At 51.6% G+C, this 12,530-nt stretch carries 15 protein-coding genes; all 15 read left to right on the forward strand.

Annotated elements, in window-relative coordinates:
- Positions 1–407: 407 nt before the first annotated feature.
- The 15 genes from LQZ19_RS07370 to LQZ19_RS07440 all read left to right on the forward strand — a co-directional run bounded on the left by LQZ19_RS07370 (position 408) and on the right by LQZ19_RS07440 (position 11,840).
- Positions 408–1,046 (forward strand): head-tail connector protein, encoded by a 639-nt coding sequence (locus LQZ19_RS07370; RefSeq protein WP_411047025.1) that lies wholly within the window; start codon positions 408–410, stop codon positions 1,044–1,046.
- Positions 1,043–1,471 carry a hypothetical protein gene (locus tag LQZ19_RS07375; protein ID WP_411047026.1) on the forward strand — a complete coding sequence of 143 codons (429 nt, stop codon included), beginning with the start codon at positions 1,043–1,045 and terminating at the stop codon, positions 1,469–1,471. Before LQZ19_RS07370 ends, LQZ19_RS07375 begins: the two co-directional genes overlap by 4 nt.
- Entirely contained in the window at positions 1,468–2,331 is an 864-nt protein-coding gene (locus tag LQZ19_RS07380) for a hypothetical protein (RefSeq protein ID WP_411047027.1), read from the forward strand. The genes LQZ19_RS07375 and LQZ19_RS07380 overlap by 4 nt, the downstream gene beginning before the upstream one ends.
- Positions 2,328–3,815: a hypothetical protein gene (locus tag LQZ19_RS07385; RefSeq protein WP_411047028.1), complete on the forward strand. Its 1,488-nt coding sequence runs from the start codon at positions 2,328–2,330 to the stop codon at positions 3,813–3,815. Before LQZ19_RS07380 ends, LQZ19_RS07385 begins: the two co-directional genes overlap by 4 nt.
- Before the next feature lie 16 nt (positions 3,816–3,831).
- Positions 3,832–4,056 (forward strand): hypothetical protein, encoded by a 225-nt coding sequence (locus LQZ19_RS07390; RefSeq protein ID WP_411047029.1) that lies wholly within the window; start codon positions 3,832–3,834, stop codon positions 4,054–4,056.
- 3 nt (positions 4,057–4,059) lie between these two features.
- Positions 4,060–4,572, forward strand: coding sequence for an NlpC/P60 family protein (locus tag LQZ19_RS07395; RefSeq protein WP_411047030.1), 513 nt, complete (start codon positions 4,060–4,062; stop codon positions 4,570–4,572).
- A complete protein-coding gene (locus LQZ19_RS07400; protein WP_411047031.1) occupies positions 4,565–4,966 on the forward strand; it encodes a hypothetical protein in 402 nt (133 codons plus the stop codon). Before LQZ19_RS07395 ends, LQZ19_RS07400 begins: the two co-directional genes overlap by 8 nt.
- Before the next feature lie 2 nt (positions 4,967–4,968).
- The gene (locus LQZ19_RS07405) at positions 4,969–5,385 is read left to right on the forward strand and encodes an ABC transporter permease (protein ID WP_411047032.1); all 417 of its coding nucleotides are present in this window, start codon (positions 4,969–4,971) and stop codon (positions 5,383–5,385) included.
- A 12-nt stretch (positions 5,386–5,397) separates the two neighbouring features.
- Complete coding sequence (locus LQZ19_RS07410) at positions 5,398–5,949, forward strand: hypothetical protein (RefSeq protein ID WP_411047033.1); 552 nt, start codon at positions 5,398–5,400, stop codon at positions 5,947–5,949.
- A 55-nt stretch (positions 5,950–6,004) separates the two neighbouring features.
- Positions 6,005–7,930, forward strand: coding sequence for a hypothetical protein (locus LQZ19_RS07415; protein WP_411047034.1), 1,926 nt, complete (start codon positions 6,005–6,007; stop codon positions 7,928–7,930).
- A gap of 24 nt (positions 7,931–7,954) precedes the next feature.
- The gene (locus tag LQZ19_RS07420; protein WP_411047035.1) at positions 7,955–8,245 is read left to right on the forward strand and encodes a hypothetical protein; all 291 of its coding nucleotides are present in this window, start codon (positions 7,955–7,957) and stop codon (positions 8,243–8,245) included.
- A gap of 190 nt (positions 8,246–8,435) precedes the next feature.
- Positions 8,436–8,789 (forward strand): hypothetical protein, encoded by a 354-nt coding sequence (locus LQZ19_RS07425; RefSeq protein ID WP_411047036.1) that lies wholly within the window; start codon positions 8,436–8,438, stop codon positions 8,787–8,789.
- On the forward strand, positions 8,774–9,112 hold the full coding sequence (locus tag LQZ19_RS07430; protein ID WP_411047037.1) for a hypothetical protein: 339 nt from the start codon (positions 8,774–8,776) through the stop codon (positions 9,110–9,112). Before LQZ19_RS07425 ends, LQZ19_RS07430 begins: the two co-directional genes overlap by 16 nt.
- Complete coding sequence (locus LQZ19_RS07435; RefSeq protein ID WP_411047038.1) at positions 9,037–10,161, forward strand: DNA primase family protein; 1,125 nt, start codon at positions 9,037–9,039, stop codon at positions 10,159–10,161. Before LQZ19_RS07430 ends, LQZ19_RS07435 begins: the two co-directional genes overlap by 76 nt.
- Before the next feature lie 1,511 nt (positions 10,162–11,672).
- Positions 11,673–11,840: a hypothetical protein gene (locus LQZ19_RS07440; RefSeq protein WP_411047039.1), complete on the forward strand. Its 168-nt coding sequence runs from the start codon at positions 11,673–11,675 to the stop codon at positions 11,838–11,840.
- Positions 11,841–12,530 lie beyond the last annotated feature (690 nt).

Below are 12,530 nucleotides of genomic sequence, written 5' to 3' on the forward strand. Positions count from 1 at the left end.
TCTTATGAACTCTGTAGAATAACTTCATAAAATATAGCATTTTCCTACCTATGTCTATATTAATTATAAATAAAGGTCATAAATTTATGATAAAGTGAAAACTGCCGCCCTAACCTCAATACTGCCGGGTCGGCGGTCTTGGAGAAGGCGGGGGGCGGAGAATACCTCGGGAGGATACTCTAGATTGCTATTGTTTGGTAATGGCTACCTACACTATCGAGGAATGCTATCGGAGGAGGCTTCTTTTCAGAAAACGGACAGAATTCCTGAACTATTTGGGAGACCCGGATATCTCCCTGGCGGATTATCCTATAAAATGGCGACCGGGCACTTTTTGAGGTAAATTTTCCCCGAAAAATTACCTTTGTGAAATATCCAGGGGGTAAAATCCAGCCTATCCTGATTTCATGGAAAACCAAAACATGGGAACTGCGTGTTCCTTTCATTCATTGATCACCCTTGCGGACTTTAAGGAAATCCTTGGTATTGATGACCAGGACGATGCTCTTAGCCGGTATTGCCTTGTTACCGCTACCTACAGCATTGAGCAGTACTGTAGGCGGCGGCTTTTTATAAGCAAACAGACGGAAATTCATGAATATGCACGGGAAAACGAGGTTTTCCCCGGCGTCCCTCAAATCCCCCTCAAGCAATACCCGGTGCGGAAGATTTTGGGGGCGCAAAAATACCGGTACTGGAAAAGCATTGAGGAGATCGATCCTGAGCTGTTCCGCTGCATACCGGAATGCGGAGTTGGGGAAGATATTCCGTTTTGCCTGGAAATTCGCCCGGATGTAACCATGCCACCGTGTTCGGTACGGGTACGGTATGTGGCGGGGTATAAGTCTACGGATGCCCCGGCGGACCTGGCTTCGGCTTGCCTGGAAATGGCGGTTTGGAATATGGCCCGGTTCCGGGGGCGGCGGATTGGGGTTGTCGGGGGCAGCGTTACGGTGGGGAAAAAGACGAACGGAGAGTATTTGGAGGCGCATATGCCGGAGCGGGTTAAGGAGCTTTTGGAGCCGTACCAAAGGAGGATGATATGATTGAGCTAAAAATTCGTGCCGCTTTTGAAAACCTTTTGACCGGGCGGGTTAATGAACTTTTGCAAGACTATGAATTTAAGATTGCCCCTATAGAGTTTAGCTCTTTCCTGGGCGGCTCCTCGGTGGTCCCGGTTTTGCGGCTTTCGGAATGTGAACGGTCGGAGAAAGAACGGATAATCCGGGTAGACGCTTATAGCTTAACCGTGAGCTTGTATGTACCGGAAACGGTTGATAGTGAGCGGGATGTGTACGCGTATGGGGCGGCGATTGGTACGGCCCTGGCGGAGGACCCTACGCTAGGGGGCGTGGTGGACCGGGGGGTTATAACCGGGAAAAAATATGTGCCCCCGAAAAAACCGTATTGCGGGGATGGGTGGGAATTGATACTAACCCTGCGGCTTACGGTAGAGGGGATGACGGTATGAATGCACAGGGGCGGGATTGTTGTATCACCCTGAAAACCCAGTACCGGGAATTAGGGCTGCCCTACATCGAGGAAACCATACGGGAAGCAGTGTCAATTTTGAAGGAAGAAGCGGCTATTGAGGAAACCGGGGTTTGCGGAGCGATACGGCGGAGCCGGGGGGTTACGGGGTGTGTAGTTACTCCCCTTTCCATCGAGACGGCGCCGCTGCTTTTTGTGCTGGCCCTAGGACGGTCGGGACTTCCGGCCTTTGTAAGCGAGACAAGGATTTTATACCGTCATTCGGTAAACCTTTCGGCTATGGAAAGCGGTCTGCGATTCGATTTGATACAGGATCGGGGACCGTTGCGGGCGCTCTATGAAGGGTGCCGGGTCCGAGGGTTTGAACTGCGGATTATGCGGGGAGAAGCTATCAAACTGAAATTGGATGTAGCCGGGGATATGCCACCGGTTTCGTATCCATACCCGGATAGGGCGGCGGTGTGTGTGGGGGAACGCTTTAATGAGGCGGGCGTTACCTACCGGATAAATGGCATTGAACAAAAAAATATCTACGGGCTGACCATTACTACCCGGAAGGATAGCGGCACACAAACAGAGGTACGGATACACCGGGTTCTGGATAGCGCAACGGAATTACCGTCGATTATTGAGACTTTGGAAATAAGCGCACAATTACTGCATGACCACTACGATCACCGCTTGTACGGGGCCTTCCGGCTTTCCCTTTCACGGCTGGCGCTGATGGCCGATGAAACGGCAATAAACGCCGGGGATGCGGTTATCGGGCCGCTGCGGTATTACTGCGCGGGGTTGTTTTCGGCTGACGTATTCACTACCGATGAGGGGGTTATCGAATGAAGTTTTATGACCTTGATAACGCCCTGCTTGAAGCGATTGAAAAGGGGGATAGCCCGGTACGGGTGGGGATTAGTCTTGATTTTTCCGGTACCGGTTTTTTTGAAACGGTATTTGAACGGGATATTATTGAAGCCTCGTTTTTTGGGTTACAGGAAAGTGCCGGGGGAACTACGGCTCGGGGGGAGGTGGTACTCGATAATACTTACGGAACTTACGCTTGCGGGGGGCGTGGAGCGGGCCAGGAGGTGCGGATTAGCTTTTCGCTTGGGGAGGGGCTACCCTGGTTTCAACGCTTTGTCCTGTATGTGGACGATAACGGGTTCCAGGACATACAGGGGCCGGGGCGGCGGCGGGTTTTGCGGCTGGGGCTGCGGGACCGTTCGGCGTTGCTGCGGAAAACGGAAAATAGCCGGGATTGGACACAGCCGGCGGTTTTTACTTACACGGTTATCTGCGATAAAACACAGCCGGAAAAATCGCTGGTTCACCTGATTGCAAAACGGGCGGGGATTGAAGCCGCTGATATTGACTGCGCTACGATTCCTATCACCCTGCCCTATGTGAAGCTGACTAAAAATATCTGGACGGAGCTTTCTGAACTGGCAAAAACCTACCGGGCGCATTTGGAGTGTGCGCCGGAAAAGCCGCTGGTCTTTACCCATTCGCCCTACCAGACCGAAACGGAAAATGTTGATGAATCCTCGTACACTTTTTCCGGGGAGCATATTTTTTATCTGCGGGAAACGGCGCGGGCGGAACAGTACCGGAATACGGTACGGCTAAAGATTAATATCCCGGTTGCATTGGAAAGACAGGAAATCTGGCGGTATGACGATCCGCCTGTTTTGTATGATACGGACCTTATACCGGTGTATCCGTTCCGCGCTACGGCGCTGCGGGATATCCAGATGCAGGTATCCGAAGCGCAGTACCGGATTAAAGACAACGGCACGGAAAGGCCGGTACTCTACGCTGACCTGATAGATACCCAGGAAAAAGCAACAGAACGGCTTGACTATACGGACGGTCCCTTTGCGTACTCCGCTTATGACGTTACCACCCACTATGACAAGGCGCTTGTTACCCTTACTGCGGATGCTGACGGGGATTTACACCGGGCGGTGATTTATGGGCGGCCTATTATTTTGGATTTGAACCGCTCCTGTTTCCTTCGGGATACGGAAGCTATCGCCCAATATGGTACGGCGGCTTTGAATGTATCGGGTTCCTATTTTTCGGAGAATATGGTAGGCGGGGTTCCTCTGTATGAGGACTGGACGGCGCGGGAACTGGCGGAGCGGTTACAGGAGCGGCGGGAATTTACGGTTAAGACACACCGGGCGTTGTTTCATGGGCGGGTTGGGGCGAAGGTGGCCATTGAAACTAAAGCAGAAACGGTGCGGGGGACTATCAATGCTTTTTCTTTGCGGTATAAGCGGGACGCTGCTTTTGTGGCGGCGTTTAGGATTACGGAAGGAAATTAGGAATTAGGGGGTATTTATGGGTGAGGAATTACAGCGTCTGTTGGTTGATACGATTGCGGAAATGCGGGAGCTCAAGGGGGAGCTGCGGGAATTCAAGGTTCATGTTATGGGGCGGGTTGAAAAACTGGAAAAGAAGGAGGCGGAACGGAACAAAGAACGGCTGTCGGTGGTAAGCGTATTTATCTCATCGGCGGCTTTGGCGGTGAGTATCATTATCAATTTTTTTAGACATAAGGGGTAAGTAATGGGTGTGAGATGGGACAGGATTTTTGAGAACGAAAAACGGCAATTTGAAAAGATGACGGCGCAGGAAAAGTTTGCGTACTTTCTCTTGCTGCAATACGGATCGCCTTATGGCTGGGGGAAGGAAAATCCGGAAAGTTCCGATTGTTCGGGGGCGGTGTGTATGGCCCTGTATGCGGCAACGGGGTTGCTGATACGGACCACGGCGGATGATTTGTATAACCGGGTATTTACCGTTACGAATCCCGGCACGGCTTTGATACGGGCGGCTTTTTTCATTGCCGACAAGGGGACGGCGGTTCATGTGGCGGGGCTGGTGAATGACGGGATAATTCTTAATTCACAGGAACCGGGGGCACAGATACGGCAGCTTGAGGATATTGCCCGGTGGTTTACCCGGCAGGGTTGTACGCTCGTGGTACGGGGGCTGGACCCTGCAGCCTTGCGGCGTTTGGCGGGGGAAGGGAAAACGGTATCCGGGCTGGACGGTGAATGGGGGCGGTACTTTGAGTGACAGTGATGGTATTCAAATATCGGACAAGGCAAGTTGGGAACATACGGGATGGGAACTCTGGGTGATTCTGGCCAAGCGGCTTATTTCCCTGCCGTCTAAAATGCTGGGGTTTAAGCCGTTTTGTTTGTACCTGGCGACCTGGCTTCTTATGCAGGGGCTGATCCGGGATTGGATTTGGTTTGCAGTTATGGTGATGGTACTGTTCGGGATTGTGGGGCTTAAGGTGATTGCGCGGACGGGCAGTAGGAATGAGGAGGGAGGAAGTAGGAATGGGGGATTTTTGGCGGGGGGTAGTTACGGGGGCGGCGGCGGTACTGCTGGCGGTGGTGATAGTGGTTGTGGTGATCCGGCTCCGGGAGCGGGATCGGGCAATTATGGAGCAATGGGAGGTTGAACATGCGGTACAGGAATTGCGGGAGGATTACGGCGCTCGTGATCCTCGTGAGTTTTTGGAGCTTCCCGGTGTCCGGGGAAGTTCCGACCGTAACGTTGAACGATTCCGGGAGCGGCGGGATGCGATTCTACAGCGATTCGGAGGTACGGGAGATAGTGGAGGAACTGTCGGAGGCGGCGGAAGCGGCGATTGAAGAAGCGGCGGCTGATGCAGCGAAGGCGGTGGTTCTGGCTGCGCTGGAAAAGGAAGCGGCGCTGGGCCGGGAAACTGCGGCGGCGCGGGCTGAGGCCCGGCGCTGGGAGGGAGAGTATCGGGAAAGCCGGAGCCGGGGGATTAAGAACGCGGTGATTGCCGGGGTGGTTTGTTTTCTTGGCGGTATTGGCGTTGGGGTTTTTGGAACTATGGGAATGAGGAATTAGGAGTGAGGAATTATGAAAGATAGGATTAGGATTCGGGGGATGGTTACGGTGCGGGTTCTGGATAAGGACGGGAATATCAAACGGCGGGCGCCGGGGTGGTTTGGAAGGCTCTTTCGTGTATCGGGGCGGCCTATGCTGTACCATCATCACAACATTGTTACCAGGGAAGGGGACGCCATGATCGCTGATGCTTTGCTGGTAAGTCCCAATAAAGCGAAGGTAACGAGTTCAACGGGGTTTATTCAAGTGGGTACGGGATGGACCGGGAATAGTACGAAAACGAATGTCCGGTGTAATACGCCTACCGGATCAATGAAAGCCCTGGATTCGGGGTATCCGGCGTTGAAGGCTGCCTGGGGGAGTACCGGGGATACTACCCTGACGTACCGGGCGACCTTTGCGGCGGGGGCTTTGAATGTGAGCGGGATAAATGAGGCGTGTTTGCTGAACGGCAATGCGGGGGGCTCGAATTGTCTGGCTTACGCACAGATTACACCGGTGGTGAATGTAACGACCAACGATACACTGCAAATTCAATGGGAGATTACCATACTTGGACAGTAAGGAAATGAGAAATGCGGGGGGGAGGTTTCTTCAATCGCAACATGATTTTCCGCTCATGGTCAGCCTGGGGCGTGAAGCCCCCTCCTGGGAACTAAACCGCTGGGGGCGGGATGTCCTGCGGTTTAGTCCTTTAATTGGCGGCGCTTATTCGCTGCGGGGGGACAGGAATACGCTGCACTACTCCGGGAAGAAACAAAGCCACCGGTTTACTATTCTGGATAATGAGCATTTTGAGTACGATATTATTCTCAACGCAGAGCCGGAGAGTAACCGGTTTTATGTGGCTATTGAGGGCTGGGAACAGTTTGATTTCTTTCGGCAGCCCGATACATTCGGGCCGGAGATTCTGCGGGGGAGCTATGCGGTATATAAAAAAGAAGGGGTTATCAATTCAGCGGCCTACCATGTAGGAACAGGGAAGATTTGTCATATCCACCGGCCAAAGATTATTGACGCCCGGGGGCGGTGGACCTGGGGGGATATTTTTATTGATCAGGGTGTAATGACCTTGACGGTTCCGGAAGGATGGTTGGGGGAAGCAAAATATCCGGTGGTGGTGGACCCGGTTATCGGCAGTAATACGGTTGGGGCATATTTACAGTATGATTATTTGAGTAATACCGTTATTGATGATAATTTAGAAGATATAGATGAATATTCTGATTGGGATGAATTTATAGAGCAAATAACCGGATCTGAGTTGATAGGGCTTTATAATTACGGAATATTTAATAAATATAAAACATCCTTGCAATTACAGGGAACTTATAATACATATATGTATGTTTTTATAGCGTATCCAAGTAATTGTTACCTGTATCCTCTCATATATAGTGAATTAAACAATAAACCAAAACGGCTGCTCAATTATAGCTGCACACCCGGATACCCATTGGCAGGATTGAGTCGTTCTACTGATTTTACCGCGCGATGGGTACCTTCAACTATTACTATAAACGACTCTATTGCGGCGGGGACTGATATTTGGTTCGGCCATTTTGGAAATTCGGTAATTGTACGATTTGATTACGGCGTCCCATTATACCAACTTCAATCATCATTGTCATTGGATTACGATTACACTAAAAATTATAATTCTGTGCGTACAATGTTGGAAAACAGGCAATTCTTAGATATTAGTGGTTTCCAGGATAGCTATGCCAATCCAAATAGTGATGATTTTAATATACTCCCCGGTGCGCGGCACGATATGAAGATCAGTATGTATCTGGAAATAAACACCAACGCCTACACCCGGACCTTGACGCAGGGGGTAAAACTAACGGATGGCCGGAAACTGACGGCGGCGTATACCAAGACGCTGGCTATGAATGGTAGGAATACTATGAACCTGGGGCATGGAGCAAGCTATAGCAGACAAGACACGGCAACGGTGATTGGGACGGATACTACGTCCTGGCTACGGGGGATATACCGGAATATAAGTGAAACAATAAAAATACTAAACCCATTATATTACTGCCGGGAACTATTGCGGAGGGCTGAAGAAACAGCAAGGGCTTTTGCTGATACTGCACGGAACATTGTAAACAGACGGGCAGTCTTTAGTAACGGGGGCAGCAGTGATGGCATTACCTGGGGACGGGGGTTTTTCAGGTCCGTAGCGGTGGTATTAAAAACCAGTGATATGAATAGTGTAGTGATTACCTTGACACGGAATATTGCAGAGTGGGTTTCCGCTTTTGATACGGCGGGACGCCTGGGCGATTATTTCCGGGGACTTCTTATTGACGCGGAGAACATAGCGGAAACTGGCCATACATCGGCTTACTACCGAAGGCAGGAGGATACGGCGTACACCGAAGGCTATCCGCTGCGGCATCTGTTTATTTTCATCCGGCTTTTATCCGGTAGTTTTGTCCGGGATTTTATTTTGAAACGGTTCCTGAAATCGAATGAGGAGCTTAGTTTGAAGTCGGTGGTTTGCAGGGAAATTGTATTGGAGAGCAGGATTCATTAGGGAAATGCGGAGTGAGGAAACTGAATGAATAGGATTTATCGGGGGCAGTCGGCGTTACGGATTACGGTTAAGACTTTTACGGATTTGGAAGGGATAGAGGAGGCGATTATCAAGTACCGGAAACCTGACGGCTCTACGGGGAGTTTTGCGGCGGGGATTGGGGATGCGGCAAAGGGGGTGATTTTCCATGAGTGCATAGAGGGGGAAATAGACAAGGCGGGGTGGTGGGTGTTTTGGGCTTTCATTACCTTTGGGGACGGGAGGACCGCTGCCGGGGAAACGGTACGGGTCTTTGTTTGGCAAGAAGGGAAATAGGTTTGCTGCTTCTTATTTGCTTTATACGGTGGCTCCTCGGGTTTCCCTTCGCTGTTGCGCGAAAAGGGTTTAGTGTAACCTTTGTATTGAGGGCGCGGTCTCCCCCTTCGCCCTTATCTTTGCAATAATTCTGTACAGTGACAATAGTGATATTTTTCTCGTTTGGTTTTTTCCTTTAGGGGAGAGGTGTATGCGCTCAAAGGATCCGGAGACTCGATACCATGATCAGGTCCGGAAACAACGGAAGGCGTTAGAGGAATATGCCGCCCATGAAATTGAGTGGGCGGATGACCTGCTGACGTGGTACCGGGCAAAAAAGATGGATATGCCCGATGACGAATACCGGGCGGTTGCTTTTTTCAAGAACCATGAGTATTTACGCAAGCCGGGTTCGCTCACGCTCCTTTATTCGATGTATAAGCGGTGTATGGCTGAATTACCGGAGCCGACACCGGAGATTGCGTTTGATTTGTTGGCGTTCAGGTTCAGGATGTACGCTGAAACATTATGGCAGGGAGGATATGACGTATGGCAGAGCCGATAGGCGATGAGTCGATTTATTATAGGCTGCAGGGGCTTAAGGAAGGGACTATCCAGTATACCGACACCAGTAACGCGCTGCGGCTGGTACGGGAACATGGCAAGGATATTCGGTATAATGCGGCCTGGAAAAAATGGGTGGTGTGGACCGGGGACCATTGGCAGATTGACGATGGGTACTTGATCCACGATAAGGGGATTGAGGTTATTCACAGTATTTATGACGAAATGCTTAAGACTACCGGGACCGGATGGATATTGAGAAATATGCCCTGCAGAGTGAATCACTGCGGCGGCGAAAGTCGTTTATTGAATCGGCCTCTTTGATAAAGGAGATGAATATTACCAGTACGGATGTTGATAAGGACCCCTGGCTGTTCAATGTGGAGAACGGAACTATTGATTTGCAGAAGAATGAATTCCGGGAACACCGCCGGGAGGATATGATTACCAAGATTGCCCATGTGAGTTATGACGAAAAAGCGGATTGTCCGGTTTGGAAGCAGTTTATCCGGGAGGTTATGGACTATAAACCTGACCTAATTGAATTTCTCCAGCGGGCGGCGGGATGGGCTTTGACGGGGGATACCTCGGAGCAGACCATGTTTATTTTGTTCGGCTCCGGCGCAAATGGAAAGAGTACCTTCCTGAATGTGTTGATGAAGCTCCTGGGGGATTATGCGATTGCGGCTTCCACGGAAACTTTTATGAAAAAGAACGGGGACCAGATTAGCAATGATATTGCCCGGCTGCGGGGTACCCGGTTTGTGGTAACCTCGGAAGCGGAACAGGGGAAGCGGCTTTCGGAACCCTTGATTAAGCAGATTACCGGGACCGATGCCATGACGGCCCGCTTTCTGTACGGGGAGTATTTTGAATTTATCCCGACCTTCAAGATTTTTATGGCGAGCAACCATAAGCCGATGATCCGGGGGACGGATAACGGGATTTGGCGGCGGATTAAGCTGATTCCGTTTATCACGACCATTGCGCCTGAAAAGCAGGACCGGCATTTGGAACAAAAACTGATGGAGGAAGGACCGGGGATTTTGAACTGGCTTATTGCGGGGTGTCAATACTGGTTTAAAACGGGGCTTGCGGCGCCGGTGATTATCACGTCCGCTACGGAGGAATACCGGGGTGAAATGGATGTGCTGGGGGCGTTTATCAAAGAACGCTGTGTCCAGTCGCCGGGGGTCTCGGTTCGGGCGCGGGAGATTTTTAAGGCGTATCAGGAGTGGTGTGAGGAAAACAATGAACGCGCTTTTAGTGAACGGTTCCTGGCTATGCGGCTGAAGGAAATAGGATTGGAGAAGTGGCGGACGGCGGAGGCGCGGTTCTGGCGGGGGATTATGCTGAAAGCGGAGTTGTCGTAATCCCTGCGTTTTAGTTTTTGTTGTTTTCCCCCCTGCCCCCTTTGTTGTGGGCCGTGAAGTCATGGTAGTATAAAAATAGGCGTTTTGTGTGTACGCTCTGTTGCTATTGAGTAAGCAACAGAGCTTTTTTTTATACGGATACGCGCGATTTTTGCCGTATGTTTTATGCGTATGACAGGGTTTGAATTTTGGCTGCGCAAAAACGAGCAATTTAAGCGAGCGCGCGCACCCCCCTTGGTTAAAAAAATATCCGGCCCTGGCGCGATAAAATGACGCTTACGGCGACAGGGTGACGGATTTTTTGCCGGGTGTGTGTCATTGAAATTCGGTGGGTTTGTATCATTTCGGCGCTATCTAATAGAGCCTTTCCCTCTATATTAATTTTTATGACACTTATGTCATTTACAAAAAGATACCTATTACCTAGTAATCCCTTAGAAAAATGTTCCAGCGTGAAAACACCATGTCAATCTGTCATTGGGGGAAAATCGGAGAGTATTCATCACAGGCTCCCGAAGGGGGCTGGGATGGAGGTTTGGGTGTACCAGGCCGCCCCGAAGGGGCGGGGCCGGGCCCCGTAGGGGGGCGGCTTGGGATACCGCTTAATACGAGGGGCCTGTGGTACCAGGCCGCCGTAGGCGGGCCGCCTCCCCGTAGGCGGGGCGGCTTGCGATAGGCCCTGCGTCAGTGTCCGAGGGGGCTATGGTTCCAGGCCGCCGTAGGCGGTTGGTTAACAAAATTAACCGCCAGCGGCGGTGGGTAAGACGGCGATTAGGTTTACAAAAAATTGTCCATTGGTCGTTAGAACCGATAATGGCAGCCAACACGCCGTAGGCGTGGGAGCATTTTTTTCGGGGCGGGTGTAGCCGGGCGGAGCCCCCCCCACATACGCTTCCTTTTTGCGGGGGGGGGTGTGGGGGGGGCAGAGCGTACCCTGGAAAAAATGCGATTTTGAGTGAAGAAGTCCGGTGCCGGGAGGCGCCGGGCTGATGAGCGAATACCCGGGGATTTGTTATCTGTCTGCGATGGCTACGGGAGTAAAAGGACTAGTTTGGATTGATAGTGATTCTGCTCGGTGTCTCTGAATGGCTGGGCTTTATATTAAACGGTAATGCCGTAACGGGGGTGTGAGGAGTAACCCCCGTTACGGCACGGAGGGGGCAGGACGCCCCCGGAGTGCTTGGTTCCAGCCCTACGCAAGATATTCGGCTGGCGATAAGGGCGGCCCGGACTGGTGCGTCCCTGTAGGGACCAGAACGACCGGAGGGAGTGGCGGGAGCGGAGGGGATGGACCAGGGAGGGCTGTAGCTGCCGATAACGGCTGTAGGCGCTGCTCTTTTCTTGGGGGTGGGCGCCGGGGTTTTTTACGGTGGTGCCGGAGGAGCGGAGCGAGGGAGGTCCGGCGTAAAAAAGGGCGGCAGCTCCACTGTGGCGATTACGCTTAGAGGACCGGGGCGGAAAATGGAGGGCGGCGCCGGATCCTGGAGGGAGCAAGGCGACCGGAGGGTCCGGTGCAGGGAACCGGCTTGGAGCGGCGGAACTGGACCGGGACTGGGGGGAGCGGAGGACCGCAGGGCCGGAGCGGAAGGAAGGGCCGGGCCGGGGGCAACCGGGGTTGGGGAGGGGCTGCCCGGAGTTTGGAGCTTTGGGGGTCCAGTTCGATAACTCCGCTTGGCTGAAATGATTTGAGAAAAACCCGGAGGGTTTTTGACCGTTTTTCTCTTGGGGGAGGGTTCAGGGGAAAAGGACTGGGGAAGGGTTTTTGAAAATGACCTTTTTCATATTGAAAATGGGGTGGTTATCGTTGACTATCACAAAATGTATGCAGTTATGTATGCAACAAAGGGGCAATCTTTATCGTTATGTGTCGTAGAATATTTCATGTATGCTATTGACTAAGTCTATATCCTGCAATAAAATAAGAGCATAAATCGTTGTTTATATCATGATATCTTTGTTTGATACCTACTTATACGATAAGGATTTATCACAGCTCTATGATTTAGTATCTACGTAAAAACTGCAAGTTTACCGAATACCCTAATGTGTTCGGCCGGGGATGCCCTTCCCCCCCGCCCGCCGGTATCACAAAGTATTAAATAGAGCTTTCTCCACAAACCGGTTTCACATACCGTAGTGCCAAGCTATGGCAACAGTATAGACTCGTAACACACGGGAGGGGCATCCCCCGAACCGTTTTCGCACACCGAACGTCAAACTATGCCTCTCCCCCTCCCCCCCCTAAAAAACTCTCCTTACCGCATTATGTGACCAAGGCGGGAGGGAAGAGGGGCATCCCCGATCGAGCACATTTGGAATTCTCTGCCGGAGGAGACCCGAAGGGGCTCCATAGGCAGGCTCTACAAGCG

The sequence above is a fragment of the Treponema primitia genome, assembly GCF_046533075.1.
GTDB classification, from domain to species: Bacteria; Spirochaetota; Spirochaetia; order Treponematales; family Breznakiellaceae; genus Termitinema; species Termitinema primitia_B.

Excerpts from the sequence above, each read along its gene's own strand:
- LQZ19_RS07430 (WP_411047037.1), top strand. The coding sequence starts at position 8,774 with ATGGCAGAGCCGATAGGCGATGAGTCGATTTATTATAGGCTGCAGGGG.
- LQZ19_RS07420 (WP_411047035.1), top strand. The coding sequence starts at position 7,955 with ATGAATAGGATTTATCGGGGGCAGTCGGCGTTACGGATTACGGTTAAG.
- LQZ19_RS07435 (WP_411047038.1), top strand. The coding sequence starts at position 9,037 with ATGGATATTGAGAAATATGCCCTGCAGAGTGAATCACTGCGGCGGCGA.
- LQZ19_RS07425 (WP_411047036.1), top strand. The coding sequence starts at position 8,436 with ATGCGCTCAAAGGATCCGGAGACTCGATACCATGATCAGGTCCGGAAA.
- LQZ19_RS07375 (WP_411047026.1), top strand. The coding sequence starts at position 1,043 with ATGATTGAGCTAAAAATTCGTGCCGCTTTTGAAAACCTTTTGACCGGG.
- LQZ19_RS07380 (WP_411047027.1), top strand. The coding sequence starts at position 1,468 with ATGAATGCACAGGGGCGGGATTGTTGTATCACCCTGAAAACCCAGTAC.
- LQZ19_RS07405 (WP_411047032.1), top strand. The coding sequence starts at position 4,969 with ATGCGGTACAGGAATTGCGGGAGGATTACGGCGCTCGTGATCCTCGTG.
- LQZ19_RS07385 (WP_411047028.1), top strand. The coding sequence starts at position 2,328 with ATGAAGTTTTATGACCTTGATAACGCCCTGCTTGAAGCGATTGAAAAG.
- LQZ19_RS07410 (WP_411047033.1), top strand. The coding sequence starts at position 5,398 with ATGAAAGATAGGATTAGGATTCGGGGGATGGTTACGGTGCGGGTTCTG.
- LQZ19_RS07390 (WP_411047029.1), top strand. The coding sequence starts at position 3,832 with ATGGGTGAGGAATTACAGCGTCTGTTGGTTGATACGATTGCGGAAATG.
- LQZ19_RS07370 (WP_411047025.1), top strand. The coding sequence starts at position 408 with ATGGAAAACCAAAACATGGGAACTGCGTGTTCCTTTCATTCATTGATC.
- LQZ19_RS07395 (WP_411047030.1), top strand. The coding sequence starts at position 4,060 with ATGGGTGTGAGATGGGACAGGATTTTTGAGAACGAAAAACGGCAATTT.
- LQZ19_RS07415 (WP_411047034.1), top strand. The coding sequence starts at position 6,005 with ATGGTCAGCCTGGGGCGTGAAGCCCCCTCCTGGGAACTAAACCGCTGG.